A 20,110-nucleotide genomic window follows, 5' to 3' on the forward strand; every position below is an offset into this window, starting at 1 on the left:
GCAACCTGCGGCACATAGTGCCGTGGAGATTTTAATAGTCATCCTTCTTTCGTGGTTCAAAAGAACTAGCACTCGGGCAGTCATAGGGGCGATCAGTCCGACCATAGACCATAGAGAAGATAAAGCAATCGTCGGTAGTAACCGCAATTGACTCTTGGTGATAGCCCCCATTATATAGGTATTCCTCTTGCGATTGGACGATTTTGTCGCGGTGATTTTCCAAGAATTTATTAAGTGTTTCTGGTAGAGGCTTTCGATAGTCAGTAAATACTTTTTCTGGATTCACCTTCACCCAAAGTTTTCCAACATAGTTGTCTTCAATATTCAGCGAAGTAGTAGGGAAACGGTCTAAGATGAAGTCTAAGATATGGGTCTGATCACTATCTGCAATCAAAAGGCGTAGCCATTCGAAATTATAGATAATTCTTGAGAAGCCGCTGTTGGATGATGGAGCGCAATGGGCCAGTTTAAGGAACTCATATGCTGTCGATTCTGCGGTTGAAACTTTGGTACCAGCTGACGGAAACTGAAAGCTTTCGATAAACATGGCTGACAATAGATTGCAGCTAATTATGTTCTTTTTCTGAATTTTTTGAATGGATAGAAGGTCATTTTTTTCGAGAGCCAGAACAATTTCTTTAAAGATCTTTTCGTAGACTAACTCTAAAGGGGTAGGATTCGCTTTATAGCTGAAAAAGGAGTCGTAGGCGTAAGCATGACCAATTAATGTATCTGTTTCTTTTAGCTTGGATAGGTTAAGTCTATATCTTGCTGTTAATAGATTATTGATATCACTATTTTTTGTGTTTTCTAAATCCCAAAAAAGTGAAGCCCCGTATTTAATCAAAATATCGAAATGGTGATCTGTGGTGCGACTGACTGCAATTTGCAACGGGCTTTTGCCATTTTTGTTTAGAAAGTTCAAATTAAGGTTTGGATGTTGATTAAGAAAAAGCTCTAGCTCAGCTTCTTTGCCAAACTCTACGATATCAAATAGATCATTTTGTTCTGATGTTAAAAGTGGCAGATCTGAAGTTTCATTTAAAATGACTGATTTTTTTGTTTGATTGCTGTCTATGTCCTTTCTGAACGTGCAGCCGGAAAGGATGAGAAAGGTTATAATGAAGCTTACTATTTTTTGCATGTGACTTCTTCCGAGTGAAGAATGTTGTCATTAATTTCTTTATTGACGCGAATATTATGGGATTCAATTGATTTGACAGCTTCTGGATCAAGGCATGCGCCAGGATAAGGATTTCCTGTTATTTCATTTGCGTCGTCGCAGTCGTAAAGGCGTAAATCATAATTCCTATGTCTTAGAAGTGATGTCGTAATAAATTTTTGCCAGGATTTTAGCTGAAAAGGTGAAATGCAGTCCTTCTTTCTATCTAGGAAAATCTGAGGATCAGCATCTTGAATTGACTTGTCTTTAATATCCAATACGAAAAGAAGTGTCGAAATCAAGGTTAAATCTGAAAAGTCATTATTATACTGATAGATAAACTCATCTGATAAGAATGCATTCTTCTTTCTGTCATCGAGAGACTTGAGAATAGACCGACATATGTCGGAATTTAGAACTTTCTGAATTGAGTTTTCTAGTTGGTCACTATCAATTTTATGACTGCTAGAATTTGAAATTGTTCGCATATTCATTAACTGTTGAAAAAACCTTTCACAGGTTTCCTTTGGATAATTCTTCGTTGTAATGAGAGATAGTTCGAAAGTTCCTTGGGCGATTGCTTGATCAATTTTTAGAATTTCTCTTTCTTGGTAGGCGTTGAGGAATGAAAGTGATTCAGACTTATTGAAGAAAAATGGAGAATATCCTTTTTTCTCAAGAATATTTGCTAATTCATAGTCCATGTTCTTTGCAATTAAATCTAGAAGACCATTGCCATCTTGATCCTTCAGCTGAGTCAGTTGTGTATTTGAGCTTCTATTTATAAATTCAATCTGCTCGTTCCTGGTCCTCGAGTTGAAAAGCTGATCTAGAGTTGGATCGTTCTGCTTGTCCATAATCACAATTTTGATGTTTTCGCTATCAGATTGCACGTTGGGCTTTTTGCTAAAAGAGCAAGCGCCAAGCAATAGGGGTGTGATTAGAAGAGCAATCATATACTTCATGCTTTCAGAAGGTGCAAAAAGTGGGTCGAATTGGGAGTTAATACGGTCGTTTAAGCTGTCTAAGAATTGAACAGTAACATATTTTGACCTGCCTATTTATCGAGAGTTCAGAGCTTCCAATACTCCAATTTGTTACTGCACATTCGGGGCGTCTCCGATTTGAATTTTCAGAATCGCCCTAGCGATGAAGCTTTGAGTTATTTGATGAGGTTTGTATTTTTCTCTTGCGGGTAATTGTCGACGTCCCCGTTGCCTGTTTATTTGACGAAACTTTTTCTCTGACGGCGCGGGCTGTTTGTTGGAATTAAATCAGTTCCGGCGTGGCTTATAGCGATTTCCGAATGAATTGGTGACGGTTTGAGCTGCGCAAGTGCAAACGGAAAACCCTCAAAAAATTGTTGTAAAAAGCCGTGGTAGGATGCCTTCAAATTTGGAGGTGGCTGATGGATCTCAAGAATATTTCGAACCATGAATTATGTTTGCGAATGGAGAAACTGGTTCGTAGCGAGCGTAAAATCACACATTTGATTTTGATGCATATTCTTGAAATCGAGTCGCGAAGACTTTATGCGGATCTTGGATTTGATGGAATGTTTTCTTATTTGACTAAAGGGTTGGGTTATTCTGAATCAGGCGCATATCGTCGCCTGCAGTCTGCGCGGATTTTAAAACAGGTTCCCTCTGCTGCTGACAAGTTGGAAACTGGCGCTTTGAATTTGTCTCAGCTTACCCAAGTTCAGAAATGCCTCAAGGAAGCGTCCAAGCTAAATGCTGCGGATTGCTCTAAGGAAAGAACTCAGGCATTGTTGGAAAAGATTGAAAATAAGAACACCTTTCAAACTGAAAAGGTGTTGGCAATCGAATTCAATAAAGCTGTTCAGTTGCATGAGGTTGTTAAACCTCAAGGCGATGAGTCTGTTCGATTGGAAATTACCTTTTCTAAAAAACAATATGAAGAGTTGGAGCAGGCTCGAGCGCTTCTATCGCATGTTTGTCCAGATGGAACTTGGTCCGAAGTTCTTGCGGTGCTAGCGCAAAAGTTCAACCAATCTAAATTGGGCAAAAACTCGACGCAAGGCTTCGCCGCTAAGCAGGAAAAAGCTGTGGCTCCTGCCGAATGCATGGATGCGGCTGGAATTGAAAAAGTGGAAGCCGCGTCTTCAGTCAAAAGTGGAGCGGATGAGGGAACTGCAAAGACAAAAACAGGGTCAATGGCAGAGCGCAAGTATCTTTCAGTCAAGATCAGAAGAGATTTGTTCGCTAAAGCTCAGGGTTGTTGTGAATATCGAGACGCTAAATCTGGCAGGACCTGCGGTTCGACTTATCAGCTTCAGGTTGATCATATTTATCCTCGTGCATTGGGCGGGGGTGATGAGCAGACTAACTTAAGAATTTTATGCCGTAGTCATAATCTACTTATGGCAAATAGGCTTGGCATCTCTAAGAGATAAGACTAAGGCTTCGTGGATGCTAGGCGCTTGGAAGAAAAGGGGGCGGGGGATAGATGGATGATCATATTGAAAAAGCGGATAGTCGGGATAATTGAAGACGCTCGATATTTGAATGAACAGATAGCCGGGCAGATTTGATAGATAGATAGATAGATAGATAGATAGATAGATAGATAGATAGATAGATAGAAAAGTAAGTTTCAGGAAGTGATATCAAAGGCTGAGGCAAGCTTTGGAGGACCTTAGAAAAGAAATCCTCCGAACTCAGCTTCCAAAGACTTTGAAATTCTAGTGCTTGCTTTTAGCAGCGGGGAGAGAAGCTCGCATGGTCATTTGATCGGTGCATTCTCTCTCATTGTACTTCATTGGGATGCTGAGAGACTTTCCATCGACATCCAAATTTAGCGTCAACTTGTAAGAATTAAATTTGCCTACTGAGGTTTTCTCCATCACCAGTTCGCTATCAAAGTGCCAGGCTTTGACTTTATGGCCTTCAATTTCTTGAACCTCTGTTGAGCCTGCACATTGTGAAACCAAGTCTTCCTGTTTTTTACATTTATCTCGTGGCCATTCAAAGCGCATGTATTCGCCCAGGCTGGAAAGAATCTGGGCTTTTTCAGATAGAATGGCGACATCATTCGGAGTCGCCACACCGTCGAAGATCGGCATGTATTTAGTGCCGTTGTGATGGAACACTTCTAAAACAGTCGTGTCTTCGATATCGCGGACAACGAAGGAAGTTGAAGGAAATTCTGTCATACACAGAAGATCCATTTTTTCTTCAGCTTGAGCAAATGATGCAAGAAACAAGATGGTTGCAATTGCGAGTCTTTTCATGGTGATCCCCTCAAAACGTTCTATATTAACGGTAACAAGCTTAAAAAATTGCGAGTAGTCCGAGTTTGAATCTCTAGACTTATGAGCGGTAGAGACTGGACGATGTTCTTTGTCTGCCTCGGGGAGGTGCGTATTGAAAAAAGCGCTTCTCTGTCTAATATTGTGGGGGTGCGGAGGTTGTTCATGGCACTGTTAAATTCGAAGGTTCAAGTCATTGGTGCTGTGTTGCTTATGGTTTCTGTCGCATCGGCTGGAAAGAAAGAGATCCCCGTGGTCAGCGGTCGTTCTGTTCGCCTACAAGTGGAAAGCTTGGCAGAGTTAATGGAAAAGGAAATCGTCCTGGCTAAGACCACCAAAGAGAAGTTCCAACTGCTAGGGCGGGCCGAGGATCAAATCATTTCGTTGAGAGAAAATAACAGCCCACAAAATGCCCACGATGAAGCCTATATGGATTTACTGATGGCGGTTTTTGGGGTGATTCCTGAGCAAAAGGAATTTAAAAAGAAGGACTGTGCTAAGTATGAGGCAGATCTTTTGAATGAATTTGAGCCTGCGGCAGAAGATGCTCCCACAGAACCTGCGGTTAAACCCGGTTGGGCAGCCTTGCAGGCTCTTTGTAAGTAATAATTCATATTTCAAGCGACATGCGCGCTGCGCGAATTTGTCTGAATTGAGTTAAAAAACGTTTTATTGTTGCCACTTTCTAACAATCCATAGAATAACTTCCGGGAGTTTCCGTATATGTTGCGAATAGGGCGCAACGTTTCTACCAGACACCAAACAATGTCTGTCTATGGAGGGGTTTATGAAGGCAATGTTCTTGTCTGTTCTCGTGTTGTTCTCGGTACTTATCTCAAATGTGGGCCACGCGGCTCTGTCATCTCAAGAAATTCCATATTATGGTGAAGAGTTCTATCGCGATCTAGCGACAGGCGTTTCAAATGAGGAACTTGTAAGCAGATTGCAGACGGTTCTTCGCAGCTCTCATCAAGCGGTTTCTGGAACTTACGATCAAATCTCTGATAACTGTACAAGCCAAGGTTGCTACCAACATATCTCTTTGGGATATGACCGCGCACGTATCTTTATGATGGGTGTTTACTATCTAGTAAAAGATGGCAACTCTTATGCAATTCCTGATTTGTATTGCGGTGGTTATAAGAGATCAGCTGACTTCACAAGCAATCCCCCAGGTCCCAATCAAATTCCAGATGGCAATATTTTGAATACTGAGCACACTTGGCCACAAAGCCGTTTCACTGGCAAATTCAACAAAATGATGCAGAAATCAGACCTTCATCATTTGTATCCAACAGATTCAGAAATGAACTCTATTCGTGGCAACAATGAGTTCGGTGAAGTAGTTAAAGACTCTAAAAACTTGAAATGCCCAGTATCTCGCACAGGTAAACCTGCAGGCGGTGGGGCTGAAGTGTTTGAACCACCAGTTTCACACAGAGGCAACGTGGCTCGCGCTTTGTTCTATTTCTCGGTCCGTTACGGTCTTCCAATTGGCGAGCGCCAAGAAAACACTCTTCGTAAGTGGAACAAAGAAGATCCTGTAGACGAAGAGGAAGTTCGTCGTAACGATGCGATCCTTAAAGTTCAAGGTAACAGAAATCCATTTGTGGACTACCCTGAATTGGCTGATAAAATCAGCAACTTCTAGTTTTTATATTTAATTTAAAGGGTTCCTAATAAAGAGCCTGAAAAAGAAAAAGCCCAGTAGGTGATACTGGGCTTTTTTTATTTATAGTTTAAAGCCGCTCCGACAAAGTCGGAGTGCCAACTGACTTGGTCAACTACATTTGACGTGCACGTTTTTCGACAGCCAAAGCCGCTTCACGCACCACTTCACTTAAAGTAGGGTGGGCATGGAATGATCTTGCAAGATCTTCGCTGCTTCCACCGAATTCCATGCAGACGATCACTTCGTGAATCAATTCAGAAACTGATGGGCCAACCATGTGAGCACCAAGAATTTTATCAGTCTTTTTATCAGCGATGATCTTTACGAAACCCTCAGTGAAGCCTTTCGCTCGAGCACGGCCATTTGCCAGGAACGGAAACTTCCCAACATTGATCTCAATGCCTTTTTCCTTCGCTTGCTCTTCAGAAAGACCCACATTTGAAACTTCAGGATGAGTATAGATAACTCCGGGAACTGTGTCGTAGTTCACATGTCCCGCACCGCCAGCAAGCATTTCTGCAAGAGCGACACCTTCTTCTTCAGCTTTGTGCGCGAGCATAGGGCCGTGAATCACGTCACCGATCGCGTAGATTCCTGGCACTGTAGTTTGATAATGTTTATCGACAACGATACGACCTTGAGGATCTTTTTGAACGCCCACATCTTCGCAGCCGACGCCCGCAGAGAATGGTTTGCGACCTGTCGCCACAAGGACGATGTCTGCTTTTGTAGTTGTAGATTTACCATCCGCCAAAGCTTCATAGGTAACTTCCACGCCATCAGCCACAACGTTTGAGCCAGTGACCTTCGTAGAAAGAAGGAACTTCATGCCTTCCTTCTCAAGGTTTTTCTTAAGAACATTCATGCAATCTTGATCTGTGGTGCCACCAAGACGTGCTGTGTATTCAATCACAGTCACTTCAGCACCAAGACGTTGCCATACTGATCCCAACTCCAAGCCGATCACACCGCCGCCAACGACGATCATTGTTTTCGGAACTTGTGGAAGAGTCAGCGCGCCGGTATTGGAAACAATTCGTTTTTCATCGAACTTCAAGAAGGGCAATTCAACCGGCACAGAGCCCGTTGCGATAACGATGGATTTTGTCGTCAACACCTGAGTGTTGCCGTCAGCACCTTTAACCTCCACTTTGCCAGCGCTCAGGATTTTGCCGAAGCCATTGAAAGAGGTGATTTTGTTTTTCTTGAAGAGGAAAGCAATGCCTTCCGTATTTTGTTTTACGACTTTGTCTTTGCGGGCCAACATTGTTGGCAGATCCAATTCAACTTTAGAAACTTTCACGCCGTGGGCCGCAATATCATGTTGTACAGCTTGATAGTGTTCAGAGCTTTCAAGCAAAGCTTTTGAAGGAATACATCCCACATTCAAGCAAGTGCCGCCGAACGTTTTATCTTTCTCGATAACTGCAGTTTTAAGTCCTAGTTGAGCTGCGCGAATCGCGCCCACATAACCGCCAGGGCCAGAACCGATAATAATGAGGTCAAATTGATTGTCTGCCATGAAGAAGTCCTTTGAAGAAAATAAGCGTGCACCTGAATTTATACGCCAAAAGAACCCCTTTGGTCACTAAGTAGCTTCAAGTGTGAGGGTCTTTCAACACCAGACTTATGCCTGCTAGACGCATGGCCTCCAAAGAAGGGCTCGGAATAACGAGCCCTTTGCCACTTAAATAATTGATTTAACTAGACCCCCATCCGCGCGCAGGGCCGAACCGGTAATAGCCGAGGACTCTTCGCTGGCCAGAAAGGCGACAAAAGCGCCGATTTCTTCGGGGCGGATAAAACGTTTGATGAGTGAAGTGGGGCGCGCGGTTTTGAAGAAGTTCTTCTCAACATCGGACTCCGTGAGGTGATCCTTTTCGGCAAGTTGTTTGAGGAAAGTGCCAACTCCTTCCGATTTCGTTGGGCCCACTAAGACAGAGTTAACGGTCACATTCGATTCGCCGGCAACTTCGGCCATACCGCGCGCCAGGGAAATCTGCGCTGTTTTTGAAACTCCGTAGTGAATCATTTCAGCGGGAATTTGCAGGGCGGATTCGCTTGAGATGAAGATGACACGACCGTAGTTTTTCTTAAGCATTCGTGGGAAGTAATGACGGGAAAGACGCGCTCCTGACATAAAATTTCCATTCCACATTTTTTCCCAATCAGCATCCGTGATATTGGCGAATTCCTTGGGCTCGAAGATTCCGAAGTTATTAATTAAGACATCCACCTCGGGAAACAGCTCCTGAACTTTGGCAATGCCTTCAACCGTTGTCAGATCCGCAGCCACTCCATGGAGGGATTTTTTGCTCGCGCCTTTTTCGAGAAGTTGATTGATGGCCTTGTTGACCCGCTCCTCGCTGCGACCGTTGATAATCACGTCGAAGTTCTGGTGAACTAATTTTTCTGCAATCGCAAATCCGATTCCAGCGGTCGATCCAGTGACTAAGGCTAATTTATTGTTTTTCATATGAGGCTCCTATTTTCTAATCAAGAAACGGTCGATGGAGAGACCATTGTAAGTAAGAGTGAAGGTCAAAACTGTGTAGAGAAAGATATAGATCATTTGAATGCCAACAATTTCCCAATTTTGAATGATGCACATGCCAGCCATCAGTCCGATCATCACCAGAGTGCCACCAATCAAAGCGGGAAGGGTGAAGAGACCGAGAAGAATAAGCAGCCCGAAAGTGACTTCCAGAATAGGGATGCTGTGAGCAAAGGCCTGAACAGCGAAGCTGGGAAGAGGGGTGTTTTGAAAAAGGCCTGTCGTCCAATCGATAAATTTTTGATAGTTCGATCCCAGACGAACGGCTCCATGCAGGAAGATATTCAATCCAAGTGCGAATCTCAGCAGGGTATAGGCTAATTCTTGAGGGCTTAGTGTTGTCATTGTAGTACTCCTTATGCGCCCAATTTACATCCTTTCCAAAGTGATGATAATACCTTGTTTTTGACAAACATATTTTCTAAAATAGAAAATATGAAAATTCAGAATTTAGAAGATCTTTCCGCGTTCTTACAAGTTGCCGAAACAGGTGGCTTTTCAGGGGCGGCCCGCCGTCTTCAGGTGCCAGTGTCGGTTGTTAGCAAGAGAGTGGCGCGACTGGAAGCCGCTTTGGGGCAGCGACTTTTTCAAAGAAGCACCCGCGCGGTGAATCTGACTGAAGAGGGCAAGGGGCTGGTTCCGAAAGTGCAGCGCCTATTTGGTGATTTGCGAGAAATGGAAGAGCAGTTTGCAAACTCTCAAGACCTTAAAGGACCGATTCGACTGACTATGCCTTGGGGGTTAAGTCAGGGCCCTGTCGCAAAAATTTTGACAGAGTTTCGTAAGAAGCATCCTCTGGTCGAAGTGCAGGTTCACTTTAGCGATGCGCTTGAGAAACTTGTGGAGGGCGGATTTGATTTGGCGATTCGTTTCTCTACCATGGAAGACTCTTCGATGGTGGCAAGACGACTGGGACCGAACTACTTAAAGATGGTTGCGACTCCGGCATACTTGAAGAAACATGGGACGCCCAAAACAGTGAAGGATCTGAAAGCTCATCCGTTACTGATGATTCCCCAGCATCGTATGCGAAAATTTCAGAAAAGTGGAGTCACTTTGAATGAGCTGCAGAGCACTCCATCTGTTATCACCAACAACGGCCTTTTTCTTGTGGAGATTGCCAAGGCTGGTGGAGGAATAGCGATTCGCTCTCACTGGGACGTTGTCGATTTGCTGAAGAGAAAAGAGTTGGTGGAAGTGGTGGTCAATGATCGTCTTGAATCCAGTAACGATGCCTACATAGTGACACCATCGAATCGCTACATGTCACCACGAGTGCGCGCCTTGATGGATGCCTTGGTGGAAGAGTTTCCGAAGTTCCTAAAGACCGAGCCGAATTAGCTAAAATTTCCAGTCTTCGATGAGCAGAGCGGCTTGGAGCTTTCCTTGGCGGGTGAGGCCGCTCAAGCTTTTGATTTTATAATCAAAAGAGTAGTTGCTAAAGGACTCTTGCTCAGTCACACGGTGATGAGGGAAGTCCAGGCGAATCTTGGTGAACTTGATGAATTTAAGCGCAGTGGAAGCCAAACCAAAGAGGGCGTAATAAAACAAGTTATCGCGAGACCACAGGTCAAACCACGGGCGCGTGGTGAGTTGTTCTAGTGTGAAAGAGCAGCGCTCGTAGCAATCCAGACTGCGGAAAATCTGCAATTGGTCGCGACTGTAGATCTGGATGTATTTTTCATTGCGAATGGAACCTGATAAATCTTCCGAAGGCAGAATGCCCATGCGGAAAAGGAATTGCAGAACAAATTTTTCGCCAGAGAATTGGCCACTCATGTATTCGGATTTTAAAGTTTGCAAATAGATATTAAGCGCTTTGCTGACATCAGTTCTTTGATTGGATGGAAGACTTTGGAAGTCGGGAAGTTCGGCATCGCGATAGGGGACGATGTTGTAACCGAAGCATGCAAGAAGAGCAGAGAGCTCTTCGAGGTCGCTACGATAGTTTAATAGTTGTGGGTCGATCTGAACTTCTAATAATTCCATATCCAAAAACGTCCTAAACAGAAATATTGCTACTTTTGTTGTAATGGATTACTGGCGAGGAGGAAAGAAGGTTTCAAATTTGTAAGGAAATACGAGTATAAAATTCCTGTAAACAAATTGATCACTAGCTCGGGAAATCAAAAAAAAAGCCCGGAAAATCCGGGCTTTGCAACTACACTTCAAGAAGAAGTCTTTCAGGGTCCTCGATAAGCTCTTTGATCTTAACCAGGAAGCTGACGGCCTCTTTACCGTCGACAATTCTGTGGTCATAAGTCAGAGCCACATACATCATAGGGCGAATCTCAACTTTACCGTTGATTGCCATAGGGCGGTCTTGGATTTTATGAAGACCCAAGATCGCAGACTGAGGAGCATTCAAGATCGGAGTTGAAAGAAGGGAACCGAACACGCCACCATTTGTGATGGAGAAGGTGCCGCCGCCCAAATCGTTCGGAGTGATCTTACCGTCTCTGCCTTTTGCAGCAAGGTCGCGCACTGCGATCTCAATACCAGCCAAAGACAAAGTATCAGCGTCTTTTACGTTAGGGACCATAAGACCTTTTTCAGTCGATACCGCAATACCGATATTGTAGTAGTTGTGGTACTCGATATCGGTGCCAACGATCCATGCATTCACAGCAGGGAAGGATTTTAAAGCCTCTACAGACGCTTTCACGAAGAAGCCGTTGAAGCCCAAGTTCAATCCAAATTTTTCTTTGAATTTGTCTTTGTACTTCGCGCGAAGGTCCATCACTTTGCCCATGTCGATTTCATTGAAAGTCGTCAAAAGAGCTGCCGTGTTTTGGGCTTCTTTTAGTTTTTCAGCGATACGCTTGCGAATCGTTGTCATCGGAACAAGCTTTTTATCGCCTTGTTTCGATGGGCCGGTTGCCATTGGAACAACAGTAGGTGCCGCTGCTTTGGCTGGAGCTGCCGCTGGAGCTGAAGGTGCGGAAGAAGCCGTTCCCGCTGGTGCGCCAAGAACATCACCTTTAGTCAGGCGACCATCTTTGCCCGTGCCTTGCACAGTTGAAGTATCAATTTTGTTTTCAGTCACGATTCTTTGAACCGCAGGAGAAAGATGTTGAGAAGCCGCGCCAGAAGCAGGCTGAGTTGAAGCCGCTTGTGCCGGAGCTGCTGGGGCTGCTTTAGGAGCTTCCGCTGCGGGAGCTGCAGATGCCTTAGCATCAGTATCAAGCGTCGCTACTGTCGCACCGATTTGTACAACTGCGCCAGCTTCGCTACCAGGAAGGATCGTCAAGACACCGTCGTTTTCAGCGACCACATCAACGCTGGCTTTGTCAGTTTCAAGAAGCATCAAAACTTCGTTGCGTTTTACGAAGTCGCCGGATTTTTTTGTCCAGCTGCCAATAGTGGCCTCAGTAATCGATTCGCCAACTGCGGGAACCTTAATCTCTTGTTTCATGATGGAACGCCCTTCGCTGTATGCACTCCAACTTTGTTGGAGTAGTTATATGGATTCTGAATGCATCAAAATCCACTCTGACTTCTTAAAAAGTCAGAGCCAGTTAATTAGTCAGTTAATTAAAAATGCTCTTAATAATATCTGCTTGTTCAACTTTGTGTTTGTGGATTGAACCCACCGCAGGGGAGGCCTTTTCAGGACGACCCGCGTACTCAAAGCGAAGTTGCAAACCTGCTTTTTGCACAACATCTACAAACTTGAAGTAGACATTTTGGAAAGCACCCATGTTCTTAGGTTCTTCCTGTGCCCAGATCAAAGTCTTCGCTTTAGGGTAAGACTTCAACACTTCAGTGACTTGTTTAGCAGGGAATGGATACAACTGCTCAAGGCGAACCAAGGCGATGTTTTCCTTTTTAGATTTTTCTCTTTCATCCAAAAGCTCATAGTAAAGTTTGCCAGAGACAAACACCACGGTGTCCACTTTTGATTTGTCGACTGTATCCGCGATCACTTCTTGGAAAGAACCTTTGGCAAGGTCTTCAATAGAAGAAACTGCGCGAGGATGTCTCAGCAAAGATTTCGGAGTCATGACCACAAGTGGTTTTCTGAAGTCTCTGCGAACTTGACGGCGAAGAGCATGATAGATTTGCGCCGGAGTTGTTAAGTTCACAACCTGCATGTTGTACAAGGCACAACTTTGCAAGAAGCGCTCAAGACGGGCAGAGCTGTGCTCCGGTCCTTGGCCTTCGTATCCATGTGGAAGAAGAAGAACCAAACCAGACATTTGCTGCCACTTCGACTCAGCCGCAGCCAAGTATTGGTCCAATACGATTTGCGCGCCGTTAACGAAGTCGCCGAATTGTGCTTCCCACATCACAAGACTTGTTGGGTCTTGAGTGGAGTAACCGTATTCATAACCCATCACGCCGTATTCAGACAAAATAGATTCAGCAACCAACAATTGCGCTTTTGGATTTAGATCCGCAAGAGGGAAGTAGCACTTGTTGGTTTTAACATCGTACATACCCGCATGGCGGTGAGTGAACGTGCCGCGCACGCAGTCTTCACCCGTCAAACGAACTGAAGTTCCTTCAGACAGCAAAGAACCGTAAGCCAGAAGTTCTCCCATGCCCCAGTCGATCATTTCCTTGCCTGCGCCCATGTTTTTACGAGCTTCAAGAAGTTTGATCAATTTTGGATGCGGAGTGAAGTCCGCTGGGTAAGAGCCAATCTTTTCGCCGATTTGTTTAAGCTTCGCGAGATCGAAAGTTGTATTGGCAGGTTTTTCCATGTCTGCCTCAACACCTTTGCGTAATCCTGCCCAGTTGCCTTCGAATTTAAAATTCTTAAGCTTCGGTGGGGATTTCTTGGTGTCTTCATAGATCTGTTGCAAGCGATCCATCGCCGCTTGGTAAAGATCGTCGGCAGTTTTTTGATCAATGCTGTTTTCCGCCGTCAATTTTTTAACATAAAGTTCACGCACGGTCGCATGAGCTTTGATGAGGTCATACATCAAAGGCTGAGTGAAGGCAGGTTCGTCGCCCTCATTGTGACCGTATTTGCGGTAACAGATGAAGTTGATAACAATGTCTTTGCCAAATTGTTGACGGAAGCGAATCGCGATATCTGCAGCGCGCACGCAAGACTCAACATCATCACCGTTACAGTGAAGCACCGGGGTGAAAGTCATTTTTGCAGAGTCAGAGGCATAGCGAGTTGAGCGGGTGTCTTTACCGCTGGTTGTAAAACCAACCTGGTTATCAACGACGATGTGAACAGTACCACCCGTGGTGTGCGGTTTCACGTTTGCAAGTTGCATCGTCTCTTGGATAATACCTTGACCGGCAAAAGCTGCGTCCCCGTGAATCAAAACAGTCACAACAGATTTTCTGTCGCCGCCGTTTTTATCCTGAGCTGCGCGCGCCATTCCCAAAGCCACTGCGTTCACAGTTTCCAAGTGAGAAGGGTTGTAAGCCATAGTGGCTTTCAAAGAACCCGTTGCAGTTTTCTTTTCGACTTTGTAGCCCAAGTGATATTTTACGTCGTTGTCGAAGTCTTCAACTGGTTTTTCAAGTTCCAATGGACCATTGAAATCACCGAATACATACTCTTCGCTTTTGCCGAAGAAATTAACCAACATGTTCACGCGACCACGATGGGCCATACCCACGAACATCTCTTTGACTCCGTTTGCAGAACCTTTGTTCACCAAAGTGTCCATCATCGGAAGCATTGAATCCGCGCCCTCAACAGAGAAACGCTTCGTGCCCACGTAGCGAGTGTGTACAAATTTTTCTAGAGACTCTGCTTTGGTTAAAGAAGTCAGAGCATTTTTCTTTTCATCAACTGAAAGTTTGAAAGCCGCGCCTTCAAATTCTTGCGTCAACCATTTTACTTCAGCAGGGGAGGCATCCGCCGCCTGCAAAGCAATCTTACCGCAATAAGTTTTTTTCAAGTGCGCGATGATATCGGCCAAAGTCACATTGGCTTTTCCAACCAAAGAACCGATTTGGAATTTGGCAGTCAAATCTTTGTCGGAAAGATTGAAAGCTTTTAAAGCCAAAGCATCATTTGCTTGAGGAGCATAGAGAGGATTTAGATCAGCTTCAAGATGTCCGTTCGCACGGTAAGCTTGGATGAGTTGGTAGACAGAAAGTTCTTTGTCAGACATTCCGAATTTACCTTCTTGGGCAAACTCGACACCTTCAAAAAAGCTTCTCCATTCCGCTGCAAGTGAATCAGGTTTCACCTTAAAGTCAGCGTAAAGCTGTTCGATGTACTCAAGGTTTGAACTGTTGATGCCATTATTGTTCACGATGTTCCTCATTGTCTTGATCGATCTAATATTAACAGGACCAATTTTTCAAAAACTCGGGACTTTGTAACTTGTTAATGCATAGCAAAATCAAGAGTTTTGATATTCTCAGAAAGCCCTGTCATGATAGCCCTATTCTATTAGGAATTGAAGGAGTTTAAGCGTGTATAAGTTGGTGCTAATTAGACACGGTGAGAGTGTTTGGAACCAAGAAAATCGGTTCACTGGATGGCAAGACGTAGATCTTTCTGAGAAAGGTCGAGCGGAAGCTCTAAAAGGTGGCAAATCTTTGGCTGAAAAAGGGTTCACTTTTGACATTGCCTACACCAGCGTTCTGAAAAGAGCGATTAAAACTCTGGATTTTGTCCTCGATGAACTCGATCAGGTGTGGCTTCCTGTCCACAAAGACTGGCGTTTGAACGAAAGACACTACGGAGCCCTACAGGGTTTGAATAAGTCTGAGACTGCGGCTCGTCATGGTGAAGACCAAGTTAAGATCTGGCGCCGCAGCTATGATATTCCGCCTCCACCAATGGAAACTGCGGATCCTCGTCATCCATCCCATGACCCACGTTACAAACATGTGGATCCAAAACTACTTCCTAGCCAAGAGTCCCTGAAAGACACTGTCGCGAGGTTTTTGCCGCTGTGGAACAACACCATTGCTCCCAAAATCAAAACTGGGGAGAAAGTGCTGATCGTAGCCCATGGAAACAGCTTGCGTGCTTTGATCCAATATCTGGAAAACATGACTCCGGACGAAATCATGGCTGTGAATATGCCGACCGGGATCCCTCTTATGTACGAATTGGATAAAGACCTGAAGGTTCTTAAAAAAGAGTTCATTGGGGACCCTGAAGAGGTGAAGGCGGCAATGGAAGCGGTCGCAAATCAGGGAAAAGCCAAGTAGTTTGTTTCAGTTTGGGACAGAGGGACACTTTCTAGTAAAGGTCCAGCGGTTTTGTGTCGAAAGAACTTATAGGAGTTCCTCGAATGAAACCACCTCTCGAGCAAACGGGACAATCTAGTCGCTCATCCCATATGGGGCGATCTATAAGATCGCAACAAGGCAGCGCTTTCATCCAAGCGCTGCTAGCTATTGGCGTTGTCGGCATCATGATTTACTTCTTGGCGCCGACGGTGATTAAAAATCGCCAGCAAGTTACCAAGTCAGCCTCTATCATCACCACTCGTTTGGCTCTACATTCAATGCTGGATTTCACCCTTTTAGGCGTGAAGCAGCGTTGGTGCTTTTCAGATTCATGGATGCCTGAAAATTGTGGAAAAAGTGCAACTCCCACAACTCAAGAGATCTTGAATCACCCGCGTTCCATTGAACGAATTTTGATGAAGAAAGAAACCGTGGATTTCCTGGCAGCGATGGGCTATCCCAACGCTCTTCAGCTTTTGGACAATCAGAAGATCTCCGCGACGATTCCAATTGGCAATTTCTCAACTCTTCATCCAATCTACAAAATCGTTTCAGATCTAAAAGGCTACCGCGTTTCCGCGTTCAGCGTTGAGATCACCAGAAATACACAGGCCTTGATCCCTGAGTATGGTCGTGAAGTTTATCTCAAAGTGACAGTGAAGTTGCTCGACGATAAGGGGGCGGTTATCAATGTTGGCAGCAGCCGACTTGAAGCAACGTCCTTTGTCGGGGTTTACCCACGCGAAGTGGGTAGTTTTGCCTTGCTAGTCGCCAACGATCTCCATTTGGACGTTTCCACAAATGGATCCCAGACTGCCGGTGACTCTTATATCAAAAAGTTTACTTCGAAAAACGCGATTAAGAACTATGCGGGGATTGTCTTTGATAGCCCGGTATACGTGAATGGCAATATCATTCTTGCAAATGCCTCCACATCACATGATGGTGACACTTCTTATGCGCCAGTGTCTTTTAATGAAAAAGTGATTTTGGGCGACGGTATGATTGTCCGCAAAGGCAAAGAGTTTACTCCTGTCTCTGCGGGTGGTGAGTCGGATCAGTTCTGGTATAATATTGCAGAGTTTGGCGGCTTTAGAAAAGGTGTCGACGTCGATGGCGGCCGCGATGGTGGCCTGGACAACTTGTCTGGAAAGCAAGCGAGTACCGCGGTCGATAAAACTTTGATGCAGCAATGTATCGACAGAACTTTGGCGATGACCGATTTGCGTAAAACTTTGAACAGTACTTTAAGAGGCGCAATCACGAAGCAATCTGAAAGCAAGTTTGACTATCGTTTGGGTCTGACCGACGGCAATGTTTTCACCCGACAAAGAAATGAAATCTCGAGTCCAGCGGCGAATCCTTCATCTGGCTTGGCAGGCTATAAATATGATTATAGGAACAACGAAAAAGCGGGTCCTATTGCTAAGTATAAACTGGAATTCAACGGTTTAGAGGTAAAAGGATCGATTCCAGAAAATGGTTCTATCACATTGGAGCCGAAGATTGATCTGACTGATTTGAAGAGAAGTATTTCAAAACAGTTGAGCGACGCCCAGGAAGATCGTGATCGCCTGACTTCGGATCTTTCTCGCCTTGAATCACAGATTTCCGATGCGGAACGCGATGTTGCCAGTGCTGAGAGCAGTTTGGAAGCTGAAGAGGCCAAGACTCCTCAAGACAAAAATAGAATTGCAGATCTTGCTGCGGACTTAGATCGTGCGAACAATCGCTTGGATGCTTTAAAAGCGCGAAAAGCAAATAAAGACAAAGAACTGGCAGATGCCAAAGCAAAGATGGACGATTTGCAGAATCGTTTGGTCAAAGTGGAAGCTGATTCAAAAGTTCAACCGAAGATCAAGCTGTCAGTGGATGTGCCAAACCCTGATAACACCAATCCAACATTTAAAGACTTTCACGTGGAGTTCGAGCGTGGGGACCTGCTTGTTGATGGTATGGGGAATCCTAAAGACATCTCCATTTATTTGCAGGCCTTTGATGTTTCCTATGACCGCAGCTATCCTCTTCGCCCTGAGTTCCTGATCAAGACCAATGGTTATATTAACTTCAAAAGAAATGGCTCTGCGTTCATCGCTTACAGCAGTGTTTCTGATAGTTCCGGAAACTCCAAAGGAGCCTTGCCTCCAGGGGATATCAACCAGGATTTAGAAAAACTTTGTGCGACCCAAGGTACCAGCTCATCAACAGCCTTTGGTGGTGTGGATTGGGGAACTTCATTCACGGGGACCTCAAGAAACTCTTGGTCATTCACAAATTCTTTTGATGAACGCACGGACTATACTTTTAATGGGACGAACGCCTCAAAAGCGAATGGAACGGCTACTTTTGTGGTTAAATCCATGGCGAAAAATTGCATTATCACCGGCGACGCGGATTTCGTCAGTGGCTTCCTGGTGTGTGATAAGTTGATTATCAAAAACCGTTCGACTCCACTTCGCATCATTGGTTCTGTTATTGCCGTCAATGGCTTGGAGATTGATGATTCGGCTTACCAAGCCGGCATTCGTTGGAGCACGATTTATCACCCACAGGCAACTTTTGAGTTGCGCCAGGCGGGTATTTTAAAAGCACAAAACAATACGGACTGCACGCAGATCAATCGTTTCCCGGTATGGCATCCAAGTCCTTCGATCGTAGATCTTTCAAATCTTTATCGTTGTAACGCGATCTCATTGCGTTCAAAGGCCGATCCATTCCGCTGGACAACGGTGGATCCAGACTGTGGCGCCGTGCCGGGAGTGAGTTCGCATATGTGTAAGAACCGCATGGTGCGTTTCTTTGTTCTGGAAGTTTCAAGGGATTCAGGAATATGAAGTTAAACAACAAAGGTTTTTCAATTCTTGAAGCGATGTTGGGTTTGGCGATGCTGACCCTGGTGGGATCATTTTTCATATCCGGAATTACGGACATGAGAAAAGTTGCCAAAGACAGCGGTACGAAGAATGCCCTCTACAAGCAGATCAATGACGTGATCGAAAATATTCGACCAAATGTTCGTATGTATCAAATCAACTATGGAACCAGCGATGAAGATCGCGATCGGGCCCTGGCTGTCGACAAGTTGCCGATGGCATGGGGAAATGGTTCTCTTTCGACGGCAGAAAAATGCCCGGCTTGCCCAGGTCGTTATGGCTTTGTGATCCAAGCCTATCCCAATATGAAGGGGCTTTACCTGGTGACTGTTCGAATGAGTCACAAGGATTGGGCGCAAGGTCAACAGACTGAAGAGGGGAAACCTATAGCAGTCGGTGGTTATGGATATCTTGACTATCAATTTGTGGTGAATGCGCAATGAAGCTAAATCAAAAAGGTTTTTCTCTTTCTGAAGTTCTGGTGGGTGTGGCGTTGATGTCCATCGTGGGCATGGTCGCCGCTTCATTTTTTGTGTTTTCAAAGAAAGCCCAGACCGAAATTACCAACGAGATTGAAGATAAAACCGACAGTATCATTGCCGAGCGCATGCTTCTTAAAGACTTGAAGTACTCGGAGCCAAGTTTCAATAACGTCTTGGTTAAAGACGATAAAGGTTTGGCGTTTTTTGCTTTTGACTCTGAACGCTCATCAAGAACTTTGGATGACATGCCTCGCATGTTAACTTTGCAAATGGCAGGCAAAAAAGAATTTAGCTTTTTGATTGTCAATGACAAGCTGGGCGGTTCTTTGATGTATACACCAAGTGCCGCTTATAATATTCCTTATGTTCCTAAAGACCCCAATGTTGCAGCACCTTTGAACTTTGTTTCTTTGAATAAAATGAACAATGGAAAGAACACGGTCAAAAGTGCCAATGCGATGCTTTGGAATCCGGGTGTGATTCTGATGTTGGATACTCCGGCCATGGTGCGGGAGATGACGCAGTTTGGGCCCAACTACAGCAGACCTGCAAGATCACCTATTTTTGTTGGTGTGGTTCAAGGGGAAGGCGAAACGAGATTGGCGCCGATTGCTCTTACTGAGTTTATCGATAAAACAAATCCCATGTATCCAAATGAGACAATTGAGAATGAAGATTCCTTCTTAAGAGAAATACCGCCGATGGGAGGCGCAGCGCCTCTTGTTCGCTTGAAGGCAGTCTCAATTATAAAGTACTATATAGAGCAGGACAATAGGACCGGAAAAGTGAATCTGTGGCGGAGCATGTTTGACGGAAGAAACTTCACGGGTGGAGCAATGATTGCTTCGGATATCGAGAAGATTGAGTTCTCCCGCAAAGATCCGCACGACTCAGTGATTTACTTTAATATTGTTCGCAAGGGGAAATGATCTAAA

The 20,110-nt window shown here is 44.7% G+C and carries 17 protein-coding genes and 1 riboswitch; of the genes, 8 read left to right on the forward strand and 9 right to left on the reverse strand.

The genetic code is table 11. The features are described from left to right. Window positions 1-31: 31 nt before the first annotated feature. Both NWE73_RS05815 and NWE73_RS05820 read right to left on the reverse strand, forming a co-directional pair. Window positions 32-1,144: a hypothetical protein gene (locus NWE73_RS05815; RefSeq protein ID WP_277577349.1), complete on the reverse strand. Its 1,113-nt coding sequence runs from the start codon at window positions 1,142-1,144 to the stop codon at window positions 32-34. Continuing rightward, window positions 1,132-2,127, reverse strand: a complete 996-nt coding sequence (locus NWE73_RS05820) for a hypothetical protein (protein ID WP_277577350.1) — start codon at window positions 2,125-2,127, stop codon at window positions 1,132-1,134. Before NWE73_RS05820 ends, NWE73_RS05815 begins: the two co-directional genes overlap by 13 nt. A gap of 443 nt (window positions 2,128-2,570) precedes the next feature. Between NWE73_RS05820 and NWE73_RS05825 the strand changes: the two genes are divergently transcribed. Further along, window positions 2,571-3,578: an HNH endonuclease gene (locus NWE73_RS05825; RefSeq protein ID WP_277577351.1), complete on the forward strand. Its 1,008-nt coding sequence runs from the start codon at window positions 2,571-2,573 to the stop codon at window positions 3,576-3,578. Window positions 3,579-3,866: 288 nt separating this feature from the next. Here NWE73_RS05825 and NWE73_RS05830 read toward each other — a convergent pair whose 3' ends face one another. Then, a complete protein-coding gene (locus NWE73_RS05830) occupies window positions 3,867-4,415 on the reverse strand; it encodes a hypothetical protein (protein ID WP_277577352.1) in 549 nt (182 codons plus the stop codon). A 183-nt stretch (window positions 4,416-4,598) separates the two neighbouring features. Between NWE73_RS05830 and NWE73_RS05835 the strand changes: the two genes are divergently transcribed. Continuing rightward, a complete protein-coding gene (locus NWE73_RS05835) occupies window positions 4,599-5,039 on the forward strand; it encodes a hypothetical protein (protein WP_277577353.1) in 441 nt (146 codons plus the stop codon). A gap of 91 nt (window positions 5,040-5,130) precedes the next feature. After that, window positions 5,131-5,229, forward strand: a riboswitch (purine riboswitch). Further along, window positions 5,221-6,084, forward strand: coding sequence for an endonuclease I family protein (locus tag NWE73_RS05840; RefSeq protein ID WP_277577354.1), 864 nt, complete (start codon window positions 5,221-5,223; stop codon window positions 6,082-6,084). It overlaps the preceding riboswitch by 9 nt. A gap of 133 nt (window positions 6,085-6,217) precedes the next feature. Here NWE73_RS05840 and lpdA read toward each other — a convergent pair whose 3' ends face one another. From lpdA to NWE73_RS05855, 3 genes are all read right to left on the reverse strand, one after another. After that, window positions 6,218-7,627: a dihydrolipoyl dehydrogenase gene (gene lpdA / locus NWE73_RS05845; protein WP_277577355.1), complete on the reverse strand. Its 1,410-nt coding sequence runs from the start codon at window positions 7,625-7,627 to the stop codon at window positions 6,218-6,220. Window positions 7,628-7,792: 165 nt separating this feature from the next. Next, entirely contained in the window at window positions 7,793-8,581 is a 789-nt protein-coding gene (locus NWE73_RS05850) for an SDR family NAD(P)-dependent oxidoreductase (protein WP_277577356.1), read from the reverse strand. 9 nt (window positions 8,582-8,590) lie between these two features. Next, on the reverse strand, window positions 8,591-9,004 hold the full coding sequence (locus NWE73_RS05855) for a DoxX family membrane protein (RefSeq protein WP_277577357.1): 414 nt from the start codon (window positions 9,002-9,004) through the stop codon (window positions 8,591-8,593). A gap of 90 nt (window positions 9,005-9,094) precedes the next feature. Here NWE73_RS05855 and NWE73_RS05860 point away from each other — a divergent pair, with 90 nt between their 5' ends. Next, entirely contained in the window at window positions 9,095-10,000 is a 906-nt protein-coding gene (locus tag NWE73_RS05860) for a LysR family transcriptional regulator (RefSeq protein ID WP_277577358.1), read from the forward strand. Here NWE73_RS05860 and NWE73_RS05865 read toward each other — a convergent pair whose 3' ends face one another. The 3 genes from NWE73_RS05865 to NWE73_RS05875 all read right to left on the reverse strand — a co-directional run bounded on the left by NWE73_RS05865 (window position 10,001) and on the right by NWE73_RS05875 (window position 14,901). Further along, a complete protein-coding gene (locus tag NWE73_RS05865; RefSeq protein WP_277577359.1) occupies window positions 10,001-10,648 on the reverse strand; it encodes a hypothetical protein in 648 nt (215 codons plus the stop codon). A gap of 172 nt (window positions 10,649-10,820) precedes the next feature. Next, window positions 10,821-12,074 (reverse strand): 2-oxoglutarate dehydrogenase complex dihydrolipoyllysine-residue succinyltransferase, encoded by a 1,254-nt coding sequence (gene odhB, locus NWE73_RS05870; RefSeq protein ID WP_277577360.1) that lies wholly within the window; start codon window positions 12,072-12,074, stop codon window positions 10,821-10,823. 115 nt (window positions 12,075-12,189) lie between these two features. Then, window positions 12,190-14,901, reverse strand: a complete 2,712-nt coding sequence (locus NWE73_RS05875) for a 2-oxoglutarate dehydrogenase E1 component (protein WP_277577361.1) — start codon at window positions 14,899-14,901, stop codon at window positions 12,190-12,192. 151 nt (window positions 14,902-15,052) lie between these two features. Between NWE73_RS05875 and gpmA the strand changes: the two genes are divergently transcribed. The 4 genes from gpmA (at window position 15,053) to NWE73_RS05895 (ending at window position 20,104) form a co-directional block, all read left to right on the forward strand. Then, window positions 15,053-15,799: a 2,3-diphosphoglycerate-dependent phosphoglycerate mutase gene (gene gpmA, locus NWE73_RS05880; RefSeq protein WP_277577362.1), complete on the forward strand. Its 747-nt coding sequence runs from the start codon at window positions 15,053-15,055 to the stop codon at window positions 15,797-15,799. Between the two features lie 83 nt (window positions 15,800-15,882). Beyond that, window positions 15,883-18,654: a coiled-coil domain-containing protein gene (locus tag NWE73_RS05885; RefSeq protein ID WP_277577363.1), complete on the forward strand. Its 2,772-nt coding sequence runs from the start codon at window positions 15,883-15,885 to the stop codon at window positions 18,652-18,654. Further along, window positions 18,651-19,136 carry a hypothetical protein gene (locus tag NWE73_RS05890; protein WP_277577364.1) on the forward strand — a complete coding sequence of 162 codons (486 nt, stop codon included), beginning with the start codon at window positions 18,651-18,653 and terminating at the stop codon, window positions 19,134-19,136. The genes NWE73_RS05885 and NWE73_RS05890 overlap by 4 nt, the downstream gene beginning before the upstream one ends. Next, window positions 19,133-20,104 (forward strand): PilW family protein, encoded by a 972-nt coding sequence (locus NWE73_RS05895; RefSeq protein ID WP_277577365.1) that lies wholly within the window; start codon window positions 19,133-19,135, stop codon window positions 20,102-20,104. Before NWE73_RS05890 ends, NWE73_RS05895 begins: the two co-directional genes overlap by 4 nt. The last annotated feature ends 6 nt before the right edge of the window (window positions 20,105-20,110 follow it).

It is taken from the genome of Bdellovibrio svalbardensis, assembly GCF_029531655.1.
Taxonomy (GTDB): domain Bacteria; phylum Bdellovibrionota; class Bdellovibrionia; order Bdellovibrionales; family Bdellovibrionaceae; genus Bdellovibrio; species Bdellovibrio svalbardensis.